At 73.0% G+C, this 26149-nt stretch carries 25 protein-coding genes and 1 pseudogene; 11 read left to right on the forward strand and 15 right to left on the reverse strand.

All coding sequences use genetic code 11. The annotated features are described in order from the left end of the window. Positions 1 to 47: 47 nt before the first annotated feature. A complete protein-coding gene (locus ACWGKT_RS10275) occupies positions 48 to 3476 on the reverse strand; it encodes an AfsR/SARP family transcriptional regulator (RefSeq protein WP_453273230.1) in 3429 nt (1142 codons plus the stop codon). 14 nt (positions 3477 to 3490) lie between these two features. Continuing rightward, on the reverse strand, positions 3491 to 4045 hold the full coding sequence (locus ACWGKT_RS10280; protein ID WP_453273231.1) for a DUF6578 domain-containing protein: 555 nt from the start codon (positions 4043 to 4045) through the stop codon (positions 3491 to 3493). On the opposite strand from ACWGKT_RS10280, the gene ACWGKT_RS10285 reads away from it, so the two are divergent. Then, positions 4044 to 4844, forward strand: coding sequence for a site-2 protease family protein (locus ACWGKT_RS10285; RefSeq protein WP_453273232.1), 801 nt, complete (start codon positions 4044 to 4046; stop codon positions 4842 to 4844). The genes ACWGKT_RS10280 and ACWGKT_RS10285 overlap by 2 nt on opposite strands. Here ACWGKT_RS10285 and ACWGKT_RS10290 read toward each other — a convergent pair. The 3 genes from ACWGKT_RS10290 to ACWGKT_RS10300 all read right to left on the reverse strand — a co-directional run bounded on the left by ACWGKT_RS10290 (position 4834) and on the right by ACWGKT_RS10300 (position 6937). Then, positions 4834 to 5046: a hypothetical protein gene (locus ACWGKT_RS10290; RefSeq protein ID WP_356141705.1), complete on the reverse strand. Its 213-nt coding sequence runs from the start codon at positions 5044 to 5046 to the stop codon at positions 4834 to 4836. The two genes, ACWGKT_RS10285 and ACWGKT_RS10290, sit on opposite strands and share 11 nt — an antisense overlap. A 65-nt stretch (positions 5047 to 5111) precedes the next feature. Continuing rightward, on the reverse strand, positions 5112 to 5825 hold the full coding sequence (gene npdG, locus ACWGKT_RS10295) for an NADPH-dependent F420 reductase (RefSeq protein WP_453273233.1): 714 nt from the start codon (positions 5823 to 5825) through the stop codon (positions 5112 to 5114). A gap of 38 nt (positions 5826 to 5863) precedes the next feature. Then, positions 5864 to 6937, reverse strand: a complete 1074-nt coding sequence (locus ACWGKT_RS10300; RefSeq protein WP_356141701.1) for a sialidase family protein — start codon at positions 6935 to 6937, stop codon at positions 5864 to 5866. An 80-nt stretch (positions 6938 to 7017) separates the two neighbouring features. On the opposite strand from ACWGKT_RS10300, the gene ACWGKT_RS10305 reads away from it, so the two are divergent. Both ACWGKT_RS10305 and ACWGKT_RS10310 read left to right on the forward strand, forming a co-directional pair. After that, positions 7018 to 7614, forward strand: coding sequence for a hypothetical protein (locus ACWGKT_RS10305; RefSeq protein WP_453273234.1), 597 nt, complete (start codon positions 7018 to 7020; stop codon positions 7612 to 7614). Between the two features lie 136 nt (positions 7615 to 7750). Continuing rightward, a complete protein-coding gene (locus tag ACWGKT_RS10310) occupies positions 7751 to 9085 on the forward strand; it encodes an MFS transporter (protein WP_453273235.1) in 1335 nt (444 codons plus the stop codon). A 1-nt stretch (position 9086) separates the two neighbouring features. On the opposite strand, the gene ACWGKT_RS10315 is transcribed toward ACWGKT_RS10310, so the two are convergent. Next, a complete protein-coding gene (locus ACWGKT_RS10315) occupies positions 9087 to 9317 on the reverse strand; it encodes a hypothetical protein (protein WP_235457525.1) in 231 nt (76 codons plus the stop codon). A 58-nt stretch (positions 9318 to 9375) separates the two neighbouring features. Here ACWGKT_RS10315 and map point away from each other — a divergent pair, with 58 nt between their 5' ends. Continuing rightward, complete coding sequence (gene map / locus ACWGKT_RS10320; protein ID WP_356141694.1) at positions 9376 to 10233, forward strand: type I methionyl aminopeptidase; 858 nt, start codon at positions 9376 to 9378, stop codon at positions 10231 to 10233. Positions 10234 to 10392: 159 nt separating this feature from the next. After that, positions 10393 to 11040, forward strand: a complete 648-nt coding sequence (locus tag ACWGKT_RS10325; RefSeq protein WP_453273236.1) for a biliverdin-producing heme oxygenase — start codon at positions 10393 to 10395, stop codon at positions 11038 to 11040. Positions 11041 to 11055: 15 nt separating this feature from the next. Here the strand turns inward: ACWGKT_RS10325 and ACWGKT_RS10330 are convergent, their stop codons facing one another. The 3 genes from ACWGKT_RS10330 to ACWGKT_RS10340 all read right to left on the reverse strand — a co-directional run bounded on the left by ACWGKT_RS10330 (position 11056) and on the right by ACWGKT_RS10340 (position 12580). Further along, the gene (locus tag ACWGKT_RS10330) at positions 11056 to 11700 is read right to left on the reverse strand and encodes a PhzF family phenazine biosynthesis protein (protein WP_453273237.1); all 645 of its coding nucleotides are present in this window, start codon (positions 11698 to 11700) and stop codon (positions 11056 to 11058) included. Then, positions 11693 to 12205, reverse strand: coding sequence for a hypothetical protein (locus ACWGKT_RS10335; protein WP_453273238.1), 513 nt, complete (start codon positions 12203 to 12205; stop codon positions 11693 to 11695). The genes ACWGKT_RS10330 and ACWGKT_RS10335 overlap by 8 nt, the downstream gene beginning before the upstream one ends. A gap of 93 nt (positions 12206 to 12298) precedes the next feature. After that, the gene (locus tag ACWGKT_RS10340; RefSeq protein ID WP_453273239.1) at positions 12299 to 12580 is read right to left on the reverse strand and encodes a hypothetical protein; all 282 of its coding nucleotides are present in this window, start codon (positions 12578 to 12580) and stop codon (positions 12299 to 12301) included. A 349-nt stretch (positions 12581 to 12929) separates the two neighbouring features. On the opposite strand from ACWGKT_RS10340, the gene efeO reads away from it, so the two are divergent. The 4 genes from efeO to ACWGKT_RS10360 are packed head-to-tail and all read left to right on the forward strand — an operon-like array spanning position 12930 to position 17182. Continuing rightward, positions 12930 to 14066, forward strand: a complete 1137-nt coding sequence (efeO, locus tag ACWGKT_RS10345) for an iron uptake system protein EfeO (RefSeq protein WP_453273240.1) — start codon at positions 12930 to 12932, stop codon at positions 14064 to 14066. Between the two features lie 13 nt (positions 14067 to 14079). Continuing rightward, positions 14080 to 15345 carry an iron uptake transporter deferrochelatase/peroxidase subunit gene (gene efeB, locus ACWGKT_RS10350; RefSeq protein WP_453273241.1) on the forward strand — a complete coding sequence of 422 codons (1266 nt, stop codon included), beginning with the start codon at positions 14080 to 14082 and terminating at the stop codon, positions 15343 to 15345. 3 nt (positions 15346 to 15348) lie between these two features. Beyond that, positions 15349 to 16221, forward strand: coding sequence for an iron uptake transporter permease EfeU (gene efeU / locus ACWGKT_RS10355; protein WP_453273242.1), 873 nt, complete (start codon positions 15349 to 15351; stop codon positions 16219 to 16221). Continuing rightward, complete coding sequence (locus ACWGKT_RS10360) at positions 16181 to 17182, forward strand: hypothetical protein (RefSeq protein WP_453273243.1); 1002 nt, start codon at positions 16181 to 16183, stop codon at positions 17180 to 17182. Before efeU ends, ACWGKT_RS10360 begins: the two co-directional genes overlap by 41 nt. A 63-nt stretch (positions 17183 to 17245) precedes the next feature. On the opposite strand, the gene ACWGKT_RS10365 is transcribed toward ACWGKT_RS10360, so the two are convergent. The 5 genes from ACWGKT_RS10365 to ACWGKT_RS10385 form a co-directional block, all read right to left on the reverse strand. Continuing rightward, complete coding sequence (locus ACWGKT_RS10365) at positions 17246 to 17980, reverse strand: bifunctional DNA primase/polymerase (RefSeq protein WP_356141679.1); 735 nt, start codon at positions 17978 to 17980, stop codon at positions 17246 to 17248. Positions 17981 to 18100: 120 nt separating this feature from the next. Next, entirely contained in the window at positions 18101 to 18715 is a 615-nt protein-coding gene (locus ACWGKT_RS10370; RefSeq protein WP_356141677.1) for a TetR/AcrR family transcriptional regulator, read from the reverse strand. A gap of 79 nt (positions 18716 to 18794) precedes the next feature. Then, positions 18795 to 19790: a small ribosomal subunit Rsm22 family protein gene (locus ACWGKT_RS10375; protein ID WP_453273244.1), complete on the reverse strand. Its 996-nt coding sequence runs from the start codon at positions 19788 to 19790 to the stop codon at positions 18795 to 18797. A gap of 12 nt (positions 19791 to 19802) precedes the next feature. After that, positions 19803 to 20978 carry a serine hydrolase domain-containing protein gene (locus ACWGKT_RS10380; RefSeq protein WP_356141674.1) on the reverse strand — a complete coding sequence of 392 codons (1176 nt, stop codon included), beginning with the start codon at positions 20976 to 20978 and terminating at the stop codon, positions 19803 to 19805. Beyond that, positions 20930 to 22225 (reverse strand): multidrug effflux MFS transporter, encoded by a 1296-nt coding sequence (locus ACWGKT_RS10385; RefSeq protein WP_453273245.1) that lies wholly within the window; start codon positions 22223 to 22225, stop codon positions 20930 to 20932. The genes ACWGKT_RS10380 and ACWGKT_RS10385 overlap by 49 nt, the downstream gene beginning before the upstream one ends. A gap of 87 nt (positions 22226 to 22312) precedes the next feature. Here ACWGKT_RS10385 and ACWGKT_RS10390 point away from each other — a divergent pair, with 87 nt between their 5' ends. Continuing rightward, positions 22313 to 23320 carry a Gfo/Idh/MocA family protein gene (locus ACWGKT_RS10390; RefSeq protein WP_453273394.1) on the forward strand — a complete coding sequence of 336 codons (1008 nt, stop codon included), beginning with the start codon at positions 22313 to 22315 and terminating at the stop codon, positions 23318 to 23320. Positions 23321 to 23420: 100 nt separating this feature from the next. Next, positions 23421 to 24179: an SDR family oxidoreductase gene (locus ACWGKT_RS10395; RefSeq protein WP_453273246.1), complete on the forward strand. Its 759-nt coding sequence runs from the start codon at positions 23421 to 23423 to the stop codon at positions 24177 to 24179. 715 nt (positions 24180 to 24894) lie between these two features. Here the strand turns inward: ACWGKT_RS10395 and ACWGKT_RS10400 are convergent. Next, positions 24895 to 26055: pseudogene (locus tag ACWGKT_RS10400) on the reverse strand (D-alanyl-D-alanine carboxypeptidase family protein); the annotation flags it as partial. Positions 26056 to 26149 lie beyond the last annotated feature (94 nt).

Genomic DNA, 26149 nt, shown 5'->3' on the forward strand with positions numbered 1-26149 from the left:
TGTCCCGCACCAAGCGCTGACGCCGGCCCCCGGATCGTCGGTCCGCGTCAGACCTGGGCGGCGGCCACCTCGTTGGGGAGGCCGCCGCCCTCGGCGTACTCGGCCTCGAACGCGGCCTCGCCGAGCACGGCCCGCGCCCGGGTCTCGGACCGCTCGCGCACCTCGCGCTCCAGCCGGATCGGTACGTGGCCGGGCGGCAGGAGCGCGTCGGCGGCCCCGAGACAGCGCGCGGCGTCGGCGGCGCGGGCACCGTCGTCGCCGCCGGTGAGACCCACGGCGGCGATCGTCAGGTAGAAGGAGCGCATGTGGGGCGCGATGTTGCGGGACAGCGGCTCGTCGGCGCGCCGCAGCGCCTGCCGGGACCGGTCCAGGCAGTCCTCGTAGCGGCCTTCCGCCGCGTCCAGCCAGGCCTCCGCGCCGAGGATGAAGGCGTCGAAGATGACCCAGTGGGCGATCCGGAACTCCTCGCGCAGCAGGCGCAATTGCTCGCGCCCCTCGGACACCCGGCCGGTGAGCCCGAGCCAGCCGGCCAGGAAGAGCCGGGCGGCCGGCATCGCCTCGTTGGACGTGCCCTCCTTCTCGGCGACCACCTCCCACAGCAGGCGCTCGCCCCGCTCGGTCTCACCGCCCTCCAGCAGCGCGCTGCCGAGGCGGGCGCCGAGGACGGTCCGCTGGGCGCGGGCGCCGAGCCGTTCGGCGCATTCCATGGCCGCCTCGTAGTCGGCGGCGGCGAGCAGGTAGGCGCCGCGCCGCTCGCGGGCCTCGCCGCGCGCGGACAGGGCCTCGGCGGTGCCCCAGGCGTCACCGAGGCGCTGGTAGATCTCCAGCGCCTCGTCGGCGTCACGGGTCGCGTCGCCGGCCCAGTCGGCGCGGTTGGCCAGGATGTTGGCGCGCATCTGCAGACCGCCGGCCAGTTCCCACTCGAATCCCGGGGTGGCCCGGGAGGTGTCGACGGCGGCGCTGATGATGGTGCGGAGCCGGTCCATGTCGCCGATCAGCATCACGGCGAAGAACCAGAGCATTCCGGGGGCACGGCAGGTCTGCGGCATCCCGGGCTCGTAGACCTCGCTGATCGTCCGCAGCTTGGCCTGCGCCTCGGGGGTCTGCCAGGCGTCCAGCTCCGTGTCCATGCAGGCCATGTGGGCCAGGTGGAGGCCGCGCCGGGCCTCGGCGAGGAGCTCGCCGGTCAGCGGGGGCGGGACGTCGGTGCAGCGCTGCCAGAGCGGGGCGGCGCGGCGGGCGGGCTCGGTGAAGGGGTCGGGGCCAAGGTTCATGACCTCGCTGCACCAGGTGCGGCATTCGATGCGCAGGTCGCGCATCTGCCAGTACCAGACCAGGGAGAGCACCAGGCAGAGCGCCTCCTGCTCGTCGCGCTCGGTGACGGCGTGGCGCAGGGCGGTGCGCACGTTCTCGTACTCCAGCTGGAGCCGGGCGATGGCGGTGCGCTGTTCGGGGCCGCGCAGCAACGGGTCGGTGGTGCGGGCGAGTTCGCGGTAGTACGTCAGGTGCGCGCGCTCGGCCTCCGCGCGCCGGCCGGCCTCGTCGAGCCGCTCGCCCGCGTACTCGCCGACGGTCTCCAGGAGGCGGTAGCGCATGCCGCCCTCGGGGGACGGGGCGGCCACCACGAGGGACTTGTCGACCAGGGAGCCGAGCGCGTCGAGGGCGACCGGTCCACACACGGCCTCGGCGGCGGCCAGGTCGCAGCCGCCGGCGAACACCGACAGGCGGCGCAGGACGTCCCGTTCATCCTCGTCGAGCAGGTCCCAGGACCAGTCGACGACGGCTCTGAGGGTCTGCTGGCGGGGCAGCACGGTGCGGCTGCCGGAGGTCAGCAGCCGGAAGCGGTCGTCGAGCCGGTCGGCGATCTGGCGCGGGGTGAGCATGCGCAGGCGGGCGGCGGCGAGTTCGATGGCGAGCGGCAGGCCGTCCAGGCGGCGGCAGATCTCGGCGCAGGCCGCCGGGTCCTCGCCGGGGTCGAAGCCGAGGCGGGCGGCGGCGCCCCGGTCGGCGAGCAGCCGCAGCGCGACGGGCTCCGGCAGCGGTTCCACCGGGCGCAGCAACTCCCCCGGAACGCCGAGGGGTTCACGGCTGGTGGCCAGCACGGTGAGCTCGGGGCAGCTCGCCAGCAGCCGCTCCACCAGGCGGGCGGTCGCGTCCACCACGTGTTCGCAGTTGTCGAGGACGATGAGCATGCGGCGTCTGCCGCAGTGCTCCACGAGCCGCTCGACGGGGTCGTCGTAGCGGTCGTTGACGGCGCGCATGCTCTCGGCACCGGCGCCGTGCAGCACGGTCTCGCGGGCGCCGATCGCGGTGAGTACGGCCTCCGGTACGGCGGCCGGGTCGTCGACCGGCGCGAGTTCGGCGAGCCACACCCCGTCCCGGGCGGCGTACCGCACCGCTTCGGCGGCCTCCAGCGACAGCCGCGTCTTGCCGGCCCCACCGGGCCCGAGCAGGGTCACCAGCCGCGCGGCCGCGAGGTCTCCCCGAATGGCATCGATGTCCGCCTCCCGCCCGACGAAGGAGGTGAGGCGGGCGGGGAGGTTGCTGAGGGAGGCGGCGGAGCCGTCGGCCGGCTCGACGCCGCGCAGGTCGTCGGGGGCCGCGCCGGCGGGAGCGTGGGAGTGGTCGGGGCCCGGCGCACGAACACGGGACGACAGGCCGACGCCGGCACGATCCGAGGCACCGGCACCGTCGTCCATGTGCGGCTCCGGTGGCGTCCCGTTGAGTGTCGGACGGGGCCGTGGGGCAGGCGGGTCGAGGAGTTCCGTGTGCAGGGCCCGTAGCTCCGGCCCGGGGTCGGAGCCGAGGCGGTCGGCGAGGAGGCGGCGTACGTCCTCGTAGGCGGCCAGGGCCTGGGCCGTGCGGCCGGCGTCGCGCAGCGCGCGCAGGCGGACGACCTGGAGGGACTCGTCCAGTGGATGGCTGTCGCACAGGGCGGTGAGTTCGGGCAGCGCCTCTTCGGCCCGGCCGAGGGCCAGCGCGGCGGTGTGCCGGGCGCGCAGGGCGTCGAGGCGGCGGGTCTCCCAGCGGGCCGCCTCGGCGGTGCGGTCGGGCAGGTCGGCGAGGGCGGGCCCGCGCCACAGGGCGAGCGCGTCGTCGAGCACGTCGGCCGCCTTCGCCGGGTCGTCGTCGGCGAGGGCGCGCAGCCCGTCGCCGGTCAGCCGCTCGAAGCGGTGCAGGTCGACGTCGTCGGGCACGGCGGCGAGCCGGTAGCCGCCCTCCGTCGAGGCGACGGCGTCCGCGCCGAGCGCCCGGCGCAGCCGTCCGACCAGGGCCTGCAGCGCGCCGGTCGCGTCGGCGGGCGGGTTCCCGTCCCACACCTCGTCGACCAGCACGCTCACCGGCACGCCGCGGCCGGGCCGCAGGGCCAGCACGGTCAGCAGGGCACGCAGTCGCGCTCCGCCCACGGGAACGGCCGTGCCGTCGGGGCGGAGCGCCTGGGTGGTACCGAGGATGCGATAGCGCACGGGGTCCATTGTCTCCGGTGTTTTCAGGGCCGGTCACGGGGTTCCGGCGGTGCGGCGCCCGCAACGTCCAGGGTGACGAGGACACCGGTCGTACGCCGGGCGCGGCGCAGCCCCGCCTCCGTGCGGGGCTCCTCCTGCCGGAACCACTTCGGGCATGCGTCGACGGGTGTGAGCGCTCGCGTCCCGGGCACGGGTTCCAGGGTGTGCGCGCCCGGGGCGCGCTCCGCGTGGTCCTGGTGGACGAGGTCGATGGAGCGGACGCGGCCGACGGTCTCGTGCGCCGGGCCGCCGTGCTTCTCCACCCGGGACAGCGCGCCGTGCGTCCGCAGCTCCTCCGCCCAGTCCCCCGAGTCGATGTCGTCCCGGCCGACGATCACCAGCGGCCAGCCGACCCGGTCCCCCACCGCGAACGGGGTCCCGCAGCATTCCATCTGCCAGAACTCGTAGAACACCCGCATCAGCGCCATGGCCCCACCCTTCAGGAACCGGCGGCCGACCGCGAGACGTTTTCCCTCCGTGCCCGGTACGGTCGGGCTCGCCACCGCATGGCCCGTCCGCCCCGACAGGAGCGCATCCATGACCAGCGTCACCACCCGCCACAGCGACCGGCGGGTCAGTCCCGTCTTCCTCGGGATCGCGGCCGTCACCGCCGTCACGGGCTGGGCCTCCTGGACGGGGTTCGCACAGCAGCCCGGTCTCGCCGTGTTCCTGTTCGTGACGGCGGCCTGGGTGGTGTCGCTGTGCCTGCACGAGTACGCGCACGCGCGCACCGCGCTGCACAGCGGGGACATCTCGGTCGGCGCGAAGGGCTATCTCACCCTCAACCCGCTGAAGTACACGCACGCCCTGCTGAGCATCGTGCTGCCCGTGCTGTTCGTGATCATGGGCGGCATCGGTCTGCCCGGCGGCGCGGTGTACATCGAGCGCAACCGCATCCGGGGCCGCTGGCGGCACAGCCTGATCTCGGCGGCGGGTCCGCTGACGAACATCCTGTTCGCGGCGGTGTGCACGGCCCCGTTCTGGCTCGGCGCGCTGGACGGCGTGCCCCTGGAGTTCCGGTTCGCGCTGGCCTTCCTGGCGCTGCTCCAGGTCACGGCGGCGATCCTGAACTTCCTGCCGGTGCCCGGCCTGGACGGCTACGGCGTGATCGAGCCCTGGCTGTCGTACAACGTCAAGCGCCAGGTGGAGCCGTTCGCGCCGTTCGGCCTGCTGTTCGTGATCGCGCTGCTGTGGGTGCCGTCGATCAACGGCGCGTTCTTCGACGTGATCGACGCGATCCTGCGCCACCTGGGGATCACGGACGTCGACAAGTACTGCGGCCAGGAGCTCTACCGGTTCTGGCAGGGCACGGACGAGTACTGCGGGGTCAGCCGGTGACGGACCGGTCCCGGTCGGCCCTGCCGCGCTTGAGGTAGTACCAGGTCATGTTGGACGACAGGCCCGCGAGCAGCACCCAGACGATCCCGAGCCAGCTGCCCTGGGCGAAGGAGACGACCGCCGCGGCGACGGCCAGTAGGCAGACGACCAGGGTGTAGAGAGCGAGCCGCCGGGTTGGGCTGGGTGGGGGCAAAGGGGGCATGGCGGGGGCTCCTGTCGGGGGACACTGCGTGACGGCGTCCAGTGTCCCCCATCCGCTGTCCCGGCTCACACGTCGGTGACGCGAAGCCCCGCGTGGGCCTTGTACCGGCGGTTGACGGAGATCAGGTTCGCGACCAGCGACTCCACCTGGTGGGCGTTGCGCAGGCGGCCGGAGAAGATGCCGCGCATGCCGGGGATGCGTCCGGCCAGCGCCTGGACGATCTCCACGTCGGCCCGCTCCTCGCCGAGGACCATGACGTCGGTGTCGATCTCCTCGATCTCCGGGTCCTGGAGCAGTACGGCGGACAGGTGGTGGAAGGCGGCGGCCACCCGCGAGCCGGGCAGCAGGGCGGCGGCCTGCTCGGCGGCGCTGCCCTCCTCCGGCTTCAGCGCGTAGGCGCCCTGCTTGTCGAAGCCGAGCGGGTTGACGCAGTCCACGACGAGCTTGCCGGCCAGCTCCTCGCGCAGGGACTCCAGCGTCTTGCCGTGGCCCTCCCAGGGCACGGCGACGATCACGACGTCGCTGCGCCGCGCGGTCTCGGCGTTGTCGAAGCCCTCGATGCCGTGGCCGAGCTCGTCGGCGGCGGCCTGGGCGCGTTCGGCGGCGCGGGAGCCGATGATCACCTTCTGGCCGGCGCGGGCGAGGCGGTAGGCGAGGCCCTTGCCCTGCGGTCCGGTGCCGCCGAGCACGCCGACGACGAGCCCGGAGACGTCGGGCAGGTCCCAGGGGTCCTTGGCGGGTGTCGCGGCGGGCGTCTGTGCACTGTCGTGAGAGGTCATGCGGCCGACTCTACGTCCGCCGCCGCTCCCCGACCCGGTCAGAGCAGTCGCGAGATCGGCACCCGGCGGAAGGTGACCGTCTCGTAGGGGCCGAAGTCGCCGGTCTCGTAGAGGAGTCCGACGGTCTCCTCGTCGATCCGGACCAGGTCGGAGTACGCGGCGGGCAGGCCGTCGACGGTGAACACCGGGCGCCAGGTGGTGCCGCCGTCGGCGGAGGCGCGGATGGTCATCAGGGCGCGGGCGGCGGGGTCTGCGGGGCCGGAGTAGAGGAGCACGTCGGGGTCGCGCAGCTGCAGCACGCTGGCCTGGCAGACCGGCGCGGGCAGGCCCGCCTGCGGCCGGAAGGGTCTGGCCAGGGTCTTCCCGCCGTCCTTCGAGTGGGCGTCGGCGCGGTTGCCGGGCGACGGGGAGTCGTTGCGGGCGTTGAAGTAGACGCGGCCGTCGGGGAGTTCGGCGGCGGTGGTCTCGTTGACGTTGATGTATCCGTCGGTGTTCTCGTCGACGTAGCCGAGGAACCAGTTCTGGCCGCGGTCGTCGCTGAGCAGGCAGTGGCCGCTGTTGTACCGGGGCTCGTTGCCGACGTCGGTGCCGGTGGGCGGCACGGTGTGGTTGCCGGGGACCAGGACCCGGCCGCCGCGCAGTTGGAGGGCGTGGCCGGGGGTGGTGGCGTACCAGCGCCAGCCCGTCCGCTTGACCTGCGAGGTGATCTCCTTCGGCGCGGACCAGGTCGCGCCGTCGTCGTCGCTGTGCTGCACCCACACGCGGCGCCCCTGGCCCGTCTTGACCTTGCCGCGCAGGATGGCGTCCTCGCTGGCGAGGGCACTGGCGCGGACGTGCACGAGCAGGACGCGGCCGGTGTCGAGGACGACGGGGGCCGGGTTGCCGGCGAGGTTCCTGTCGTTGCTCGCGGCGACCTGGAGCGGGCCCCAGGTGCGGCCGCCGTCCGTGGAACGCTTGAGCACGATGTCGATCTCGCCGTGGTCCTTGGCGGAGCCGACCCGGCCCTCGCAGAAGGCCAGCAGGGTGCCGGAGTGGGTGGCGACGACCGCCGGGATCCGGTAGCTCGCGTAGCCCTCGCGACCCGCTCTGAAGGGGACGGTGACGTCGGTCATGGGCGGGAACTTCCCCTCGTTGGGCGAATTCGGGGTGAACTCCGCGTCACGAGTGACCGATTGCGGCAGGATGCGGACGTATGGACGCCGTACGGGTCGCGCTGTTGCGCGAAGTACTCGCCGGGACCGAGTGGTTGGAGGCCACGCGGCGGTTCGCCGGGGTGCTGCGCGGGTCCGTGGTGGCCCACGGGGGCGGGCTGTTGCTGGTGGGCACGCCGGAGTACGAGCCGTGGCACCTGGCGGCGCACCTGGTGGACGAGGCCGCGTGGTCGGGGACGCCGGAGCTCAACCCGACGCTCGTACGGCACGACGCGCGCCCCGGCGACCCGGCGCATCTGGCCGTCGGGCCGGGCCGGATCGCGGCGGCGCGACGGGGCGAGACACTGCTCGTCGTGGCGCCCGAGGAGCCCGCGCCGCTGCTGGAGCGGGTGCACGACGCGCGGCGGGCCGGGGTGACCGTGCTGGCGCTGGGCTGCGGCGGGGGCGAGCTGGAGGCGATGGCGCACGAGACGCTGGCCGTGCCGGAGGGGGCGGCGCTGGACCTGGACAGCGTGCAGCACCTGGTGACCGCGGCGGCCGCTGAGAACGGGAACTCGCCGCGGGTCCGGCGGGGTTTCCGGGACCGTCTGTCGAGGCTGGCGGAGACCCTCACGGCACCGCCTGCCGCCCCCTGGTGACCCGGCCACCCGCCCGAGGCGCACCGTTTCCGTGCCGTCGGCGACGCGGCGGCATTCCGGCGGCGACGCGGCGGCATTCCGGCGGCGGTAAAAAGCGGTTGCCCGCCTCCCCCGCTCCGGCCGACCATGCCCCCTCGTGACCGACTCCCCCGAAACAGCCCCCACCGGCCTGCGTGCCGTACTCCCCGATCTCTCCCCCTGGCGGGCCTCCGCCGACTTCCGCAGGCTCTGGGTGTCGGGGCTGATCACCAACTTCGGCAGCTTCCTCACCTTCGTCGCGCTGCCGGTGCAGCTGAAGGACCTCACCGGGAGCGCGGCGGCGGTGGGCGCGATCGGGGCCGTGGAGCTGGTGCCGCTGCTGGTGTTCGGGCTGTACGGCGGCGCGCTCGCCGACGCGCTCGACAAGCGGCGGCTGATCGTGTGGACGGAGGCCGGGCAGGGCCTGCTGAGCGCGCTGCTGCTGGGCAACGCGCTGCTTCCGCACCCGGCGGTCTGGCCGCTGTACGTGGTCGCCGCGCTGTCCGCCTCCCTGGACTCCGTGCAGCGGCCCGCGCTCGACTCGCTGTGGCCCCGGATCGTCGCCCACGACCACCTTCCGGCCGCGGCCTCGCTCAACTCCCTGCGCTGGACGGTGGGCGGGGTCGCGGGCCCGGCCGTGGCGGGCGTGGTGGTGGCGTACGCGGGGCCCTCGTCGGCGTACGCGGCGGATCTGGCCACCTTCGTCGTCTCCGTGGCCCTGGTGGTGCGCATCGCGTCCTGCCCTGCCGCGCACGAGGCCGCGAAGCCGTCGCTGCGGTCGATCGCGGAGGGCGCCCGGTACGCCTGGAGCCGCAAGGACCTGCTCGGCACGTACGCCGTCGACCTCGCCGCGATGTTCCTCGCGATGCCGCTCGCCGTCCTGCCGTTCCTCGCGGACGAGCTGGACGCCGCGTGGTCGCTGGGTCTGATGTACGCGGCGGTGCCGTTCGGTTCGCTGCTGGTGAGCCTGACCAGCGGCTGGACCGGGCGGATCCACCGGCACGGGCGGATGGTGGTGCTGTCCGCCGCGCTGTGGGGGCTTGCCGTCGCGGCCGCCGGTGCCGTGGGCAGCGTATGGCTGGTTCTGCTGTGTCTCACGGTCGCCGGCGGCTGCGACATGGTGAGCGGGATCTTCCGCGGCGCCATGTGGAGCCAGACGATCCCCGACGAGCTGCGCGGGCGGCTCGCGGGGATCGAGCTGTTGTCCTACTCCGTCGGGCCGACGGTCGGCCAGGTCCGCGCGGGCGGGGCGGCCGCGTGGCTGGGGGTGCGGGCGTCGGTGTGGTCCGGCGGGCTGCTGTGCGCGGGCGCGGTGGGGCTGCTCGCGCTCGGCCTGCCGCAGCTGATGGCGTACGACGTGCGGACCGACGAGCACGCGGTGCGGCTGCGCGAGCGGCGCGCGGCCGCGACGACCTCGCGGACGGCACAGGCGGCCAAGGCCGCGGAGGCCTGAATCAGTCGTCGTCCGCGCTCGGGGCCGGCGCGTCGTGCCAGCGCGGGTCGTTCTCCCACTGGAGGTTGCGTTCGCGGGCGGACTCCATCGCGTGTTCGGCCTCCGCCCGGGTGGCGTACGGTCCGAAACGGTCCTTGCCGGGGCAGTCGGGACCCTCCTCGACCTTCTTGTGCTCCAGGCAGTAGTACCACTCGCCGGGCTTTCCGACCGTCCGCTTTTTGAACAGGGCCATGACCGGCTCCTTTCGCCTTGGACATGGTCCCCCATGCCCGCTGGTTAGACTCGCTGACATGTCTGGCCAGTCGCTGCTCGTACCAGGGGAGCTCTCTCCCACTCGTTCGGTACCCGGAAACATCCGCCGCCCCGAGTACGTCGGCAAGCCCGCGCCGACGCCGTACACCGGACCGGAGGTGCAGACCCCCGAGACCGTCGAGGCGATGCGCGTCGCCGGGCGTATCGCCGCGCAGGCGATGGCGGAGGCCGCGAAGCTCATCGCGCCGGGTGTGACCACGGACGAGCTGGACAAGGTCGCCCACGCCTATATGTGCGATCACGGCGCCTACCCGTCCACGCTCGGCTACCGCGGCTTTCCCAAGTCCCTGTGCACCAGCGTCAACGAGGTCATCTGCCACGGCATTCCGGACTCGACGGTGCTGCGGGACGGCGACATCGTCAACCTGGACGTGACGGCGTACATCGGCGGGGTGCACGGCGACAACAACGCGACCTACCTCGTGGGTGACGTGGACGAGGAGTCGCGGCTGCTGGTGGAGCGGACCCGGGAGTCGCTCGACCGGGCGATCAAGGCGGTCAAGCCGGGCCGGCAGATCAACATCATCGGCCGGGTCATCGAGTCGTACGCCAAGCGCTTCGGGTACGGCGTCGTCCGGGACTTCACCGGTCACGGCATCAACTCGTCCTTCCACTCCGGGCTGATCATCCCGCACTACGACAGCCCGCACGCGACGACGGTCATGCAGCCCGGGATGACGTTCACGATCGAGCCGATGCTGACGCTCGGGACGCACGAGTACGACATGTGGGACGACGGGTGGACCGTCGTGACCAAGGACCGCAGGCGGACGGCGCAGTTCGAGCACACGCTGGTGGTGACGGACACGGGGGCGGAGATCCTGACCCTGCCCTGACTCTCCCCCGATCCTCGCCCGCCCTTTCTTCGACCGTCGGTCGCCGAGCCCGCCTCGTCCGGATCATCCGGAGGGCGGGTTCTTTCTTGTAGACTTTTACCGACAGGGTGTCGGTAAATCCACTGACTTAGGTAAGCCTTACCTTAGAGGATGTGCCCCGTGGACTCCTTCTCGACACTGATCCGTACGGCGTCCCATGAACAGCACGTGGCCGCCGAGGCCTCGACGTTCATGAGCGACCTGCTCGGCGGCAGGCTCGGCGTGGAGGCGTACGCGCGCTACACCGAGCAGCTGTGGTTCGTGTACGAGGCGTTGGAGGCCGGGGCCGGGCGGCTGGCGTCGGATCCGGTGGCGGGGCCCTTCATCCGGCCGGAGCTGTTCCGGCTGGCCGCGCTGGAGCGGGACCTGGCGCATCTGCGGGGACCGGACTGGCGGTCGACCCTCGGCGCGCTGCCGGCCACCCGGGCGTACGCGGAGCGGGCGCGGGAGTGCGCCGAGCGGTGGCCGGCCGGGTACGTCGCCCATCACTACACGCGCTATCTGGGCGACCTGTCCGGCGGCCAGATCATCCGCGACCGGGCGGAGCGGACCTGGGGCTTCGCGAAGAAGGGCGACGGGGTCCGGTTCTATGTGTTCGAGGAGATCCCCAACCCGGCCGCGTTCAAGCGCGGTTACCGCGCACTGCTGGACGCGGTCGGCGCCGACGACCTGGACAAGCAGCGGATGGTGGCCGAGTGCAAGCGGGCCTTCGCGCTGAACACCGAGGTGTTCCGGGCACTGGGCGAGGAGTTCCCTCTCTCGGCGTGAGAACCGCCGGCCGCGTCAGCGTTCCAGGTAGACCCGTCCCCCGATCTCGACCCAGCCGTGCGGCTGCGGCGCCGTGAGGAGCTGGGAACCGGCGCCCTGCGTGATGTTGAGCGCGCGGCCCAGCCGCGCGGTGAGCAGCAGCGCCGCCGCGCCCGTCGCCTCGTCCTCCTCGATGCCGTCACCGCGGCCGGGGAAGGCCCGGGCCCGGACGCGGCCCCCGGCCTCGTCCTCCCATGCCCAGGCGTAGATCCACTCGCCGGGCGGCGGGACGGGCAGGGCGTCGACCTCGGCGGCGCTCGGGTACTGGCGCAGGGTGCGCGGCGGGACCCACTCCGGGAGCGCCTCGATCCAGCTGAACTCGCCGTCCAGCCGGGCGCCGACGACTCCCGCGGGGGTGACCAGCTCGGGCACGTCCAGCAGCCAGGCCGTGCCCACGCAGGGGTGCCCGGCGAAGGGCAGGCGCAGGGTGGGGGTGTAGATGTCGACGACCCCGCGCTCGGGGTCGTCGACGAACACGGTCTCGCTGAAGCCGAGCTTGGCCGCGAACGCCTGCCGGTCGTCGCGTTCGGGCAGCACGGAGCCGTCGCGGACGACGCCGAGTTCGTTGCCGTAGCCGCCATTGGCCGCACAGAAGACGCGCAGCACGTCGTAGTCAGTCACTTGGGAATTGAAACACCGCGGCGGCGGCGAGGTCGTCCCAGTGCGCACGGCCGCCGGGCAGCGGCCAGGAAGGGGTCGAGCTCGCCTCGTACGGGAGTTCGGCGAGGGTGTGGGCGAAGCCCTCGTCCATCAGGGCACGGTGGCGTGCGGCGCCGGGGTGGGGGCGGGCGTCCAGTCGGGCCGTGCGGCACTCGCGCTCCTCGGTCAGCTCCGCGGCCTGCCGGCGCCAGGTGTCCTCCTCGGCCACCCGGGTCAGCACCACGCACTCGGGGGTGCGGCCCTCCGTGAGCGCGGCCACCGCCCGGTCGTGCCCGTCGAGGATCGCCCAGCCGTCCAGGAAGGACACCCACCACAGGAGCACGGGCGCGAGCGTGCCCTCGCGGGCGTGCTTGCGGTAGGCCTTCACGCGGGGGGCGTCGGGCGGCGAGAGCTCCCGCAGCGGCAGGATGCCGTGCCAGCCGCCTCCGCACCACAGCTCAAGGCATCCGCCGGGCCAGGCGCGCACGAGGTCGACGTCCCAGATGCCCGGTGCGAAGACGGTGCGTCGGGACAGCTCCCAGCGTCCGTCGCACAGCGGGCCCTCCGGGGCGTCCTCCAGTCAACGCGCGTACTGGTGGACCTGGTTGACGCCCGACCGCATCGCCGCGGACCGCAGGGGCGGCAGCGGTGACCGGTAGGCGGCCAGGCGGTGCAGATGGAGGTCCCGGCAGCAGCCGTCGCCGGTCGCCGCGCCCAGCAGCAGGGGGCGCTCCCCCTGACGCAGCAGCCGGCGCCGCGCGTCGTCCGTGGCCTCGAACCGCAGCGGGGGCGGGCCGGGACGGTCGCGGACGTCGAGAACCAGTCGATCCCGGCCGAGCAACTCCCGGCGTCCCCTGTCCATGCGGGCCATTCTCGGGGGCGCACGCCCCGGGCGGGCAAACGGATTTCGTCCCGGCGAACGCGTTTCGTCCGGACCAACGCGCTTTGTCCGGGAGCCCGTTCGTGCGCCGGGTAACGATTCGGTGCGCCGGTCGTGCCGCGAGCGCCGCGCGAGGGGGGCTCCGGTGGCCCCGTGCGGCACCACTTGACCTTTCCTTTACCATTACTTGGGGTCGATTTTGAGCCGTCGAGATCAAGCCGTGTCTGTGATCTTTCCGTCCGCACTGAATCGCGGATGCGGTGGGTATTGGTGAGGTTAGCCTCAGGTAAGTTAGGCCAGCCTCACCACACCGTCCCCGCTTGGAGCCCGCATGCGAGCCGCCCGACTCACCGTCACCGCCGCCGTCGCCACGGCGGCCTTGACCGCCCTCACGGCCTGCACGGCGAAGAGCGACGCCAAGGGGGGCGACCGCGCGATCGACGTGACCGCCACCGACAGCAAGTGCGAGATCTCCAAGAAGGAGATCTCCGCCGGGCACGTCGAGCTCGCCATCGAGAACAAGGGCTCCAAGGTCACCGAGGTCTACCTCCTCTTCCCGGACGACCGGATCGTCAGCGAGCGCGAGAACATCGGCCCCGGCACCAAGCAGCGACTCACCGCCGAGGTGAAGGCGGGCTCGTACCGGATCGCCTGCAAGCCCGGCATGAAGGGCACCGGCATCCGCCAGGACCTCAAGGTCACCGGCGGCTCGGCCGCCCAGCGGGACCCGCGGCTCGACCAGGCGGTCGCCGACTACCGCGCGTACGCGCAGCAGCAGTCCGACGCCACGCTGCCCCTCGTCGAGACCTTCGTGAAGGCCGTCAAGGCCGGCGACCTGGAGGCCGCCAAGAAGGCGTACGCGCCCTCGCGCCTCGGCTGGGAGCGCACCGAGCCGGTCGCCGAGTCCTTCGGTGACATCGACCCCAAGGTCGACGTCCGCGAGGACGGCCTGGAGGACGGCCAGAAGTGGACCGGCTGGCACCGTCTGGAGAAGGCCCTGTGGGCGGACAAGAAGATCGGTGACGAGGAGAAGACCCTCGCCGACCAGCTGGTGGCCGACCTGAAGGACTGGCAGGAGCGGGTCGGCAAGGCCGAGATCACCCCGACCTCCATGGCCAACGGCGCCAAGGAGCTGCTCGACGAGGTCGCCACCGGCAAGGTCACCGGCGAGGAGGACCGCTACGCGCACACCGACCTGGTCGACTTCAAGGGCAACGTCGAGGGCGCCCAGAAGGCGTACGAGCTGCTCAAGCCGGTCGCGTCGAAGAACGACCCGGCGCTGACCAAGGAGCTCGACAAGCAGTTCGGCGCGCTGGACACGCTGCTCGACAAGTACCGCTCGGACAAGAACTCGTACGACTTCGTCTCGTACGACAAGGTCACCAAGGACCAGCGCAAGGAGCTGTCGGACGCGGTGAACGCCCTCGCCGAGCCGCTGTCCAAGCTCGCCGCGAGCGTTGTGAAGTAGGGAGGCGACGATCATGAGCGAAACCCAGGGCAACAGCACCTCTCCCACCCGCCGCTCGCTGATCGGCTGGGGCGGTGCCGGGCTCGCGCTCGGTGCCGCCACGGCCGGCGGTGCCGTGGCCATGGCGAAGACCGGCAACGACGTCGCCCCCGCGGCTGCCGAGGCGGGCGCCGCGGTGGACTTCCACGGCGCGCACCAGGCGGGCATCGCCACGCCGGTGCAGGACCGGCTGCACTTCGCCGCGTTCGACGTGGAGACGGAAGACCGCGCCGAGTTCGTGCGGATGCTGAAGGACTGGACGGCGGCCGCGCGCCGGATGACCGCCGGGCAGGCGGTCGGCGAGGGCGCGTACGGCGGTCTCGCCGAGGCTCCGCCGGACGACACCGGTGAGGCGCTGGGCCTCAAGCCCTCGCGGCTGACGCTCACGATCGGCTTCGGTCCGTCGCTGTTCGAGAAGTTCGACCTGGCCGACCGGCGGCCCGCGGCGCTGGTGGACCTGCCCAAGTTCCCCGGCGACAACCTCGACCGCGTCCGCACCGGCGGCGACCTGTGCATCCAGGCCTGCGCCGACGACCCGCAGGTCGCCGTGCACGCGATCCGCAACCTGGCCCGCATCGGCTTCGGCAAGGTCGTCATCCGTTGGTCGCAGCTCGGCTTCGGCAAGACCTCCTCGACCACCCCGGACGCGCAGACCCCGCGCAACCTGATGGGCTTCAAGGACGGCACCCGCAACATCGCGGGCACCGAGACCGACCGGCTCAAGAACTTCGTGTGGGTCGGCGAGGGTGACGTCGACAAGAACTCGGCCTGGATGACCGGCGGTTCGTATCTGGTCGCCCGGCGTATCCGGATGCACATCGAGACCTGGGACCGCACCTCCCTGCAGGAGCAGGAGGACATCTTCGGCCGGGACAAGGGCGAGGGCGCGCCGGTCGGCAAGGCCAAGGAGCACGACAAGCCGTTCCTGAAGGCGATGAAGCCGGACGCGCACGTGCGGCTCGCGCACCCCGACTCCAACAATGGGATCACGATCCTGCGCCGGGGCTACTCCTTCACCGACGGCACGGACGGCCTCGGCCGCCTCGACGCGGGCCTGTTCTTCCTGGCCTACCAGCGCGACGTACGCAAGGGGTTCATCCCGCTGCAGCGGCAGCTGTCGGCGAAGGACGCGCTCAACGAGTACATCCAGCATGTGGGTTCGGCGGTCTTCGCGGTTCCGCCCGGCGTCCGGGACAAGGGCGACTGGTGGGGCCGGACGCTGTTCTCCGAGGAGGCGTAGCCCGTGTTCTCCAACTATCTGATCGGCCTGCGCGAGGGCCTGGAAGCCAGCCTCGTCGTCTGCATCCTGATCGCCTACCTGGTCAAGACGGGCCGCAAGGACGCCCTGAAGCCCATCTGGGCCGGTATCGGGGTCGCGGTCGCCATCGCCATGGGCTTCGGCTGCGCGCTCGAATTCGGCTCCCAGGAGCTGACGTTCGAGGCGCAGGAGGCCCTCGGCGGATCGCTGTCCATCGTCGCCGTGGGCCTGGTGACGTGGATGGTGTTCTGGATGCGGCGCACCGCCCGGCACCTGAAGTCGGAGCTGCACGGAAAGCTGGACGCGGCCCTGGCGATGGGCACCGGCGCGCTGGTCGCCACCGCCTTCCTGGCGGTCGGCCGGGAGGGCCTGGAGACGGCCCTGTTCGTGTGGGCCTCGGTCCACGCGGCCAGCGACGGCACCCCGCGCCCGCTGATCGGCGTGGCCCTCGGCCTGGCCACGGCCGTGTTCCTCGGCTGGCTGTTCTACCGGGGCGCCCTGCGGATCAACCTCGCCAAGTTCTTCACCTGGACCGGCGGCATGCTGGTCGTCGTGGCGGCGGGCGTGCTGGCGTACGGCGTCCACGACCTGCAGGAGGCCGACTGGATCCCGGGTCTGCGCGACCTGGCCTTCGACATCAGCGACACGATTCCGCCGGACAGTTGGTACGGGACGCTGCTGAAGGGCGTGTTCAACTTCCAGCCCGACCCGACCGTCCTGCAGATCACGGTGTGGCTGCTGTACCTGATCCCGACGCTCGCGCTGTTCCTCGCCCCGGTAGGGTTCGCCTCCGGGAAGGGGAAGGTGAAGGCACGTGATGACCAGGGATCGCAGCCCTCGAAGGCATCGCAGGCGTGACCGGAACGCACTGATAGCGGCCTCGCTGACCGCTCTGTCGCTGACGGCGAGCGGTTGCGTGGTGGTGCACGGGGAGCGCGCGGTGCTCCCCGCCTCCACCCGCGCCGAGGCCGCGAAGGCGCTGGAACGGTTCACGGACGCCTACAACAAGGCGGACCAGGCGTTCGACAGTTCCCTGGACGCGGACTACGTCACCGGTGCCCTCGGCGACATCGACCGTGCCCGGCTGCGCGCCGGGCACGCGAACAACCCCGGCGGCAACAGCGGGTACGTGCCGCTGAAGCTGTCGGACACGAAGTTCACGATCCCCAAGAAGGCCGGCTGGCCGCGCTGGTTCCTCGCCGACACGGCCGCCAACAAGGGCGGCAGCGCGCGCTGGCTGTTCGTCTTCACCCGCGGCAGCCTGTCCGAGCCGTTCCAGGTGGCGTATCTGACGCTCGTACGGCCGGACAGCGTGCCGGAGTTCAAGAAGGACAAGGACGGCTGGGCCGAGGCCGTTCCCGCCACCACGGCGGAACTCGCCGTGCCCCCGCAGGACTTGAGCCGGTCGTACGCGACGTACCTGAAGAGCGGCGGGAGCGGCTTCGCGGACGGCGAGCACACCAGCGGCTGGCGCCGAACGCGCGCGAAGGAGGCCCGCAAGCCGGGTCTGGTCACGCAGTACATCGACGAGGCGCGCACGGACGGCGACTACGCGCCGCTGGCGCTGCGCACGGCGGACGGCGGGGCGCTGGTGTTCTTCACCACGCACCACTTCGAGAAGGAGACCGCCTACGCCGGCACCGACGTCCCCGCCCCGAACGACGATGTGCGGGCTCTGACGAAGGGCGAGGTCAAGCAGTCGCTGACGCTGGAGTTCGTGTCCAACGAGGTCGCTCTCGACCCGCGGAAGGGCGCGGCCGGCGACAAGGTGTCGATGCTGGGCCGCATCCAGGGGCTGACGGCGGCGCAGGGCGAGTAGCCGGGACCGCCCCGGTCGCGCGGGCCGGGCAGGCCGGGTGGGCCGGGTGGTCGGCAGACGCTCTCAGTGGCGCGGCGGCCAGGCCGAGTCGGCGTGGTCCCCTCGCTCGCCCGCGTGCCGGGCGCAGGCGTCCGTGAGGACCTCCAGCAGGCTCAGCGGATCGGGCAGCTGGTGCTCCGGGCCGCGCACCCAGCGCACCCGCTGGTCGTCGCCGGGCAGCCGGGCCGGCGGTACGAGGACGTAGGAGCCGCGGCAGTGCCAGCGCAGGCCGGGGTGTTCGTCCATGGTCTCGGGGCGGCAGTCCAGCTCGCAGGGCCACCACTCGTCCTCGTCCTCGGGCGTGCCGCGGGTGAGGGTGAAGAACAGCATGCGGCCGTCGTCGCTCTCGGCGACCGGTCCGACCTCGACGCCGGAGCCGAGCAGCCGGTCCAGCGCCTGTCGGCCGGCCTCCAGGGGCACGTCGAGGACGTCGTGCAGCATGCCGGTCGCGGTGATGAAGTTGGCCTGCGGCTGGTGCCGGGCCCAGCGCTCGATCTGACCGCGGTCGGTGGTGGACTGCGTCTGCCAGGCGAAGGACACCGGGTGCCGGGCGGGGGTGGGGCAGCCGACGCGGTCGCAGGAGCAGCGGTAGCCGGGGGCCGGGTGCGCGGCGGGCGCGAGGGGCAGTCCCGCTCCGGCGGCGGCGAGCAGCAGGGCCTCACGGCCGCCGTCGTCACCGGCTTCCGGCCGGCGGCGTCCGCGCAGCCACTGGGAGAGTTTGCCCTGCCGGCCGGTCCGGCCACCGAACGTCGCGCTCATCTCACCCCTGGTTTTGGTGGTCACCTCGCTGTTGTGCGGACAGCATGCCTCATGGTCCCACCTTCGAGTACTCCGGGGGCCTTGTCGGGACATGCCGGGCTTCCGGCCCGCCTCGGGAGGTCAGCGCGGGGCCAGACCGCCCAGCGCGTAGTCGACGAGGGTGTCCGTGTACGCGTACGAGATCGGGCCGGTGCGCTGCAGCCAGCGCTGGGCCAGGGGCGAGACGAACAGTTCCAGGGCGATGCGCGGGTCGATGTCGGGCCGTACGTGACCCTTGTCCTGGGCGGAGCGCAGCCGGTCGACGTACAGCTGGAGCTGGGGTTCGAGGAGCTTGCCGACGAACTCGCGGCCGAGCTGCTCGTTGACCACGCCCTCGGCGGCCAGGGCGCGGGAGGGTGCCTCGAAGCGGGGGTCGAGCAGCTCGTCGACGGTGGCCCGCAGGACCGCCTTGAGGTCGGCGGCGAGGTCACCGGTGTCCGGGAACTCGTACGGCTCCTGCCCGGCGGCCCGCGCCGCCTGCTCGCCCAGGTCGAGGAAGGCCTCCAGCAGGACGTCCGCCTTGGCCGACCACCAGCGGTAGATGGTCTGCTTGCCGACGCCGGCCCGGGCGGCGATCCCCTCGACGGTGGTCTTCGGGTACCCGACCTCCGCGACCAGGGCGAGAGCGGCGTCGTAGATGGCGCGGCGGGACTTCTCGCTGCGGCGGGTGGCGTCCGGGGCGGGCTTCTTGACCATGGGGCGAAGCTACCAGGGGGGTGAGACGGCGCGTCTCGTGAGCGCGTCGGGGCCGGCGTCCCCGGCCTGCGCGTCGGGCCTATTCGTCCTCGGCGGGCGGCGGCCAGGGGTCGCCCCAGTCCGCGGCTCGGGCCGCCTTGTACAGGTCGCCGTGGCGTTTGGTGACCGTCGTGCGGCGGATCCGCTCCTCGGCCTCGCACAGGTCGAGGAGCACCTGGCCCTTGCGGATCTGCGGGCGCCGGACCACGCGGGCGGCGGCGGGCTCGGCGGGGAAGCGGACGGCGGCGACGTAGCTGAACTTCTCGTCCTCGTAGGGCAGCGAGCCGCCCTTGACCTGCCGGTGCAGGGAGGAGCGGCTGACCCGGGCCGAGAAGTGGCACCAGTCCTCGCCGGGGACGATGGGGCAGGCGGCGCTGTGCGGGCAGGGGGCGGCGACCTGGAATCCGGCGGCGATCAGCCGGTCGCGGGCCTCGATGACGCGGGCGTAGCCGGCGGGTGTGCCGGCCTCGACGATCACGACGGCCCGCGCGGCGCCGGCGGCGGCGTCGACGAGGGCGGCGCGGTCGGCCTCGGAGAGTTCGTTGAGGACGTAGGAGACGGTGACGAGATCGGTGCTCTCGATGGTGAGCGCCGCTCCGATCCGAGAGCGCTGCCAGGTGGCGTCCCGCAGCGCCGGGTTGGCGGCGGCGAGCTCCCGGCCGAGGGCCAGCGCGGGCTCGGCCCAGTCCAGCACGGTCACCGGCCGGACCCCGTCCCAGGTCGCGCTGACGGCCCAGGTCGCCGCGCCGGTCCCGCCCCCGACGTCCACATGGCTGCCGGGCGCCCAGCCGGGCACGGCATCCGCGAACGCCTCCAGCGCCGCCCGCACCGCCTCGAAGGTCGCGGGCATCCGGTACGCGGCGTACGCGGCGACGTCGGCGCGGTCCCGCAGGATCGGCGCGTCGGTCGGGGTGTCCCCGCGGTAATTGGCGATCAGCCGCTCCACGGCCGAGGCGGCCTGCTTGGGCGGCAGTCCGTCAAGCAGTCCGGCGAGTGAGCTGCGGAGCGTGTCGGCTGGGGAGACGGGGACGGTCACCCGCCGATTCTCTCAGGTCCCCCGCACCGCCCGGACCAGCCGTGTGGCCGCGGCCGCCCGGGGCCGGCTGTCCGGCGGCCGCCGGCACGGATGCACCCGGTTGGCCAGTAGCACCAGGAACGTGTCCGTCGCCGGGTCCAGGACCAGGGAGGTGCCCGTGAAGCCCGTGTGGCCCGCCGCTCCCTTGCCCGACAGCTCCCCCATGAACCACGGCCGGTCGACCGCGAACCCGAGGCCGGGCGGGGCCAGCAGCAGGTCGACGAAGTCGGGGCCGAGGATGCGGGCCGGGCCGTACGCGCCGCCCGACAGCAGCGCCCGGCACAGCACGGCGAGGTCGCGCCCCGTCGAGAAGAGGCCGGCGTGGCCGGCGACGCCGCCCAGCGCCCACGCGTTCTCGTCGTGGACGACGCCCCGCAGCATGCCCCGGTCGGCCTTGGCCCACGGCCGCCGCTGGTCCTCCGTGGCGGCGGCCCCGGGGCACGGCCCGAAGTCGGTCGCCGTCATGCCGAGCGGCCGGGTGATCCCCTCGTGCACGAGGACGTCGAGGGTGCGGCCGGTGACGCGTTCCAGGACGTACTGGAGCAGGAGCATGTTCAGGTCGGAGTAGAGGTACGTCCCGGGTGTGCTCGACGGGGCCTCCGCCCGCAGCAGCTCCAGCCGTTCCGCGTCGGTCGCGCAGTCGTACAGCGGGAGTTCGGGACGCAGCCCGGTGGTGTGGGTGAGCAGCTGCCGCACGGTGATGCCGTGCCGGGCGGCCGCGTGGAACTCCGGCAGGTAGGCGCCGACCCGCGCGTCTATGCCGAGGGTGCCCCGCTCGATCTGCTGCACGGCGGCGACGGCGGTGCACAGCTTGGTGAGGGAGGCGACGTCGAAGGGGGTGCCGACGGTCATCGGGACCCGGGACCGGCGCGGCAGCTCGACGCCGCGGTCGGTCTCGGGGTCGTACGCGGCGTACCGGACCGCCCAGCCGGCCGCCTCCTGCACGGCGATCACCGGGCCGCGCCCGGCGACCACGACCACGCCCGCCGCCCAGGGGTCCTCCCCGGTGGTGAGGTCGTGGACCTCGCGGACGAGGTGGCCCAGTTCTGCGGGGTCGAGTCCGGCCCGTTCCGGCGTGTCGACGCGCAGTCTCGGTGCGCTCAGCTCCCCGCTCCTTCCGCCCCCGCGTGTGTGGTCCAGGGACGGCACATTCCCACGAAGCAGGCCAGCGCCACCAGTGCCGCGGCCAGCTGGACGACCGCCATGGGCACGGCGGTGTGCTCCCCGGCGACGCCGACGAGGGGGGAGGCGACCGCGCCGACGAGGAAGGTGGAGGTGCCGAGGAGCGCGGAGGCGGAGCCGGCCGCGTGCCGGGTGCGCATCAGGGCGAGGGACGTGGTGTTGGGGAGCGTGAAGCCCATCGCGGACATCAGCACGAACAGCGCGGCGGCGACCGGGGCCAGGCCCACGTGCCCGAGGACGCCGGTGGACATCAGCAGCAGGGCGGTGGCGGCCAGGACGATCACCGACAGGCCGGTGGCGAGCACCTTTTCCAGGCGCACCCGGCCGACCAGCACCTTGCCGTTGATCTGCCCCGCGATGACCAGACCGACCGAGTTGAGGCCGAAGAGCAGGCTGAAGGTCTGCGGGGAGGCGCCGTAGATCTCCTGGATCACGAACGGGGACGCCGAGATGTAGGCGAACAGCGCGGCGCTGGAGAAGCCGCCCGCGAGCATGCAGCCGGTGAAGGGCAGGTCGGCGAGCAGACCGCGCATCGCGCGCAGCGCCTCGGCGACGCCGCCCTTGTGGCGTTCCGCGGGCGGGAGGGTCTCGGGGAGCCGGAGCCAGACGAGCGCCGCCAGTGCGGCCCCGATCAGCGTCAGGACGACGAAGACGCCTCGCCAGTCCGTCACCCGCAGGATCTGCCCGCCGATCAGCGGGGCCACGATCGGGGCGGCGCCGGATATCAGCATCAGGGTGGAGAAGAAGCGGGCCATGGCCACGCCGTCGTAGAGGTCGCGGACGACGGCGCGGGCGATGACGATCCCGGCCGCGCCGGACAGACCCTGCGCCAGCCGGAGGGCGATCAGGGTCTCGACGGTGGGCGCGAGCGCGCACAGGGCGGTGGCGACGAGGTAGACGGCGAGGCCGGCCAGCAGCGGGCGGCGGCGGCCCCAGCGGTCGCTCATCGGGCCGACGACCAGTTGCCCGAGCGCCATTCCGGCCAGGCAGGCGGTGAGGCTGAGCTGGACGGTCGCGGCGGGCGCGTGCAGGGAGCGGGTGACCTCCGGCAGGGAGGGGAGGTACATGTCCATCGCCAGCGGGGGCGTGGCGGTGAGGCCGCCGAGGACGAGGGTGACGAGGAGGCCGGTGCGGCGGTCGGCGCGGGTGCCGGGCGGCCGGGGTGCCGGCCGGCGCCGGGTCCGCGGTGTCGGCGCCGCCGCGTGCTCGGCCATGTGCCCCTCCCTCTGCCGGTGAACCGCCACCTATGCTCTCAGCTCGTACACAGTGCCGAGGTTCACTTGAGCGAGGGCGGGGCCGGGATGGCGGAGCAGGGCGTGCGGTGGGGGATCCTGGCGACGGGCGGGATCGCGGCCGCGTTCACGGCGGACCTGGTGGATCTGCCGGACGCTGAGCTCGTGGCGGTGGCCTCGCGCAGCCAGGAATCCGCGGAGGCCTTCGCGGAGCGGTTCGGGATCCCGCGGGCGTACGGCGACTGGGACTCGCTCGCCCGGGACGAGGACATCGATGTCGTGTACGTCGCCACCCCGCACGCGGCCCACCGGGTGGCGGCCGGACTGTGCCTGGAGGCCGGGCGGAACGTGCTGTGCGAGAAGGCGTTCACGCTCAACGCGCGCGAGGCCGAGGAACTGGTCGCGCTGGCGCGGGAGCGCGGCAGCTTCCTGATGGAAGCGATGTGGATGTACTGCAACCCGCTGGTACGGCGACTGAAGGCACTGGTCGACGACGGGGCGATCGGCGAGGTGCGCACCGTGCAGGCGGACTTCGGGCTGGCCGGGCCGTTCCCGCCGGCGCACCGGCTGCGGGACCCGGCGCTGGGCGGCGGGGCGCTGCTGGATCTCGGCGTGTACCCCGTGTCGTTCGCGCAGCTGCTGCTGGGTGAGCCGGCGGAGGTGATGGCGAGAGCGGTGCTCTCCGACGAGGGCGTCGATCTCCAGACGGGTGCACTGCTCTCCTGGGAGAGCGGCGCTCTCGCATCGGTGCACTGCTCCATCGTCGGCGGTACGGCGACCACCGCCTCGGTCACCGGATCGCGCGGCCGCATCGACATCCCGAACGGCTTCTTCCACCCCGACCGCTTCGTCCTGCACCGCGACGGCCGCGACCCGGAGGAGTTCGCCCTCGACCCGGCGGACGGGCCGCGCCACAGCCTGAGGCACGAGGCGAAGGAGGTCATGCGCGCACTGCGGGCGGGCGAGACCGAGTCCCCGCTGGTGCCGCTGGAGGGCACCCTCGCGGTGATGCGGACGCTGGACGCGATACGGGAGCGGACCGGGGTGCGGTACCCGGGCGAGTTGGTGCCTGTCTGAGGCGACCGGGTTCCGGGGCGGCCGGATCCGGGGCGATCGGGCAACCGTATGGCGGACAGTGGATTCCGCATGGCGGACTCGGGGCCTACGCTGCGGAGGCATGACTGACAGGGAATCGAAGATCGCGGTGGTGACCGGCGCCGGCTCCGGGATCGGGCGCGCGGTCGCCGTGGAACTGCTGCGGGCGGGCTGGTCGGTGACGTTGACCGGACGGCGCGCCCAGCGGCTGGAGGACACGGCTGCGCTGGCGCCCGAGGGGGACTTCCTCGCCGTGCGCACCGACGTGGCCCAGCCGGAGCAGGTGGCCGCGCTGTTCGCGGCGACCGTGGACCGCTTCGGGCGGGTCGACCTGCTCTTCAACAACGCAGGGACGTTCGGGCCCGGCGGGGTGGCGGTGGAGGACCTGCCCTACGAGGCGTGGCGGCACGTGGTGGACACCAACCTCAACGGGGCGTTCCTGTGCGCGCAGGCGGCGTACCGGCAGATGAAGGAGCAGGACCCGCAGGGCGGCCGGATCATCAACAACGGCTCCATCGCGGCGCACACGCCCCGACCGCACTCGGCCCCCTACACCGCCACCAAGCACGCGCTGACCGGCCTCACCAAGTCGCTGTCTCTGGACGGGCGGCCGTACAACATCGCGGTCGGGCAGATCGACATCGGCAACGCGGCCACCGACATGACCGCCCGGATGCAGGCCGGAGCGCTGCAGGCCAACGGGGAGGTCGCCCCCGAGCCCGTGATGGACGTGGCCGACGTGGCGCGCACCGTGCGGCACATGGCGGAGCTGCCGCTGGAGGCGAACGTGCAGTTCGCGACGGTGCTGGCGACGGCGATGCCGTACGTCGGGCGGGGCTGAGCGAGCCCACACGTCGTCAACTCCTCAACCTGCACAAGCGGAATTTGAACATCCGCGGTATTGCGGCCGGTCGCGAGCTTATGCTCAACTTCCTCCACAAGAACTTCACACTTGGAGCACTCAGGTTCCGCCGACCACACCGAGGGGGGAGGCGGCAGCCGTTCCATCACACCGGGTTGGGGTGGGACCTCGCGTGGGACCGCGGGGTACGCACCGGTGGGTGGAACGGCTGCCGCGCAGATCGACGGCTCGGCAGCCCGGCCGGCCGCGCGGCGCATTCACCGGCCGCTCGTCGCCTTCGCCGGCCGCTCGGCAGCCGTCAGCGGCGGCTCAGGATCCTTCGTGGGCGGGCTCGGTGCCGCTCGTGGGCGGCCCAGCACCGCTCGTCGCCGACTCAACGCCCTTCGCCAGCCCCTCAGCGGGCCCCGCCGGCCCTCCGGCGCCCCTTGCCTCCCGCTCGACGCCTTCTGCCGCCGGTCCGTCGGCCTTCGTCGGCCGCTTGCCGGCTCTCGTCGGCCGCCCGCTGACCTTCGTCGGACCCCGCCCAGCCCTCGTCGGACGCTCGCCAGCCCTCGTCAGCCGCTCGCTGACCGTCTTCGCCCGCCAGCCAGCCCTCGTCGCCCGCCCGCTGACCGTCGTCGCCCGCCCGCCGGTCTTCATCGGCCGCGCGGCGACCGTCGACGCCTGTGCTGCGAGCGTCGACGCCCGTGGTCGTGGCGGCTTTCCAGCGGCGTCGTAGCGTCCATGCCCCGGCTCCGAGCAGTGCGACCGTGCCCGCCGCCCCTTCCAGCAGGCGCCAGGTCGAGGGGGCGGCCGGCGAACCGGGGGCGCCGGCGGCGGCGCGGACCGGCTTTCCGGCCGCCGTCGGGTTCGCGCCCGCGCCCGCCTGCGCACCGCCCTCGCTGAGCGGATCGACGAGCAGACCCACCGCCTGTGCCGAACTCCCCTCGCCGAAGCCCCAGTCGAGCAACGCGGCGGTCTCCTCGTAGACGGCGTTGCTGCCGGTGGAGGGGTGCATCACGGTGACGAGCAGGGTGCGGCCGCCGCGGGTGGCGGCCCCGGTGAAGGTGTTGCCGGCGTGGCTGGTGTAGCCGTTCTTCACGCCGATCAGGCCCTGGTACGTGCCGAGTCCCCACGCCCCGGTCAGCAGGCGGTCGGTGTTCTGGATCTGGAAGGTCTTCTTGCCGCCCGCCGGGAAGTCGGCGGTCCGGGTGCCGCAGTAGCCGCGGAAGTCGTCGTCCTTGAGCCCGTGCCGGGCGAAGAGGGTCAGGTCGTACGCGGAGGACAGCTGCCCCTCGTGGTCGAAGCCGTCGGGGCTGACCACGCGCGTGTCCAGGGCCTGGAGGTCCGCCGCCTTGGCCCGCATCTCGGCGACCGTCCTCGGGACGCCGCCGTTCATGTGCGCGAGGACGTGCACGGCGTCGTTGCCGGAGCGCAGGAACACGCCCTGCCAGAGCTGCTCGACGGTGTAGGTGATGCCGGGCCTGATGCCGACCAGGCTGGAGCCGGCCGGGATGTCCGCCAGGTCGGCGGCGGTGACCTTGTGCCGCGCGGCCCGCTCGAACTTCCCCAGCACCGTGTCCGCGAACAGCATCTTCAGCGTGGACGCGGGCGGCAGCCGCCGGTGCGCGTCGTACGCGGCGAGCACCTCCCCGCTCTCGCCGTCGGCGAGGACCCAGGCGCGGGCGGTGAGCTTCTTGGGCAGTCCGGAGGCGCCCTTCACCTGGATCCCGCGGCGGGTGAGCCGCTCGCCGCCGATGGCGGCCGCGGCCGAGGCCGGGGCGGCGGTGGACAGCGAAGCCGCGGCGGACAGGGGAAGGGCGGCGGCCGTGAGACCGAGAGCGGCACGCCGGGTGAGCCGAGAGGAGTCGCGCATTCCGGGACCGTACACCGCACCCAACAGGGGTTTCCTAAGAGCAGACCCTCTCCGGGCTAGGAATTTGCTGTCTTATGAAAATCTTTCTTCTTAC

It is taken from the genome of Streptomyces sp. NPDC054794 (genome assembly GCF_053611585.1).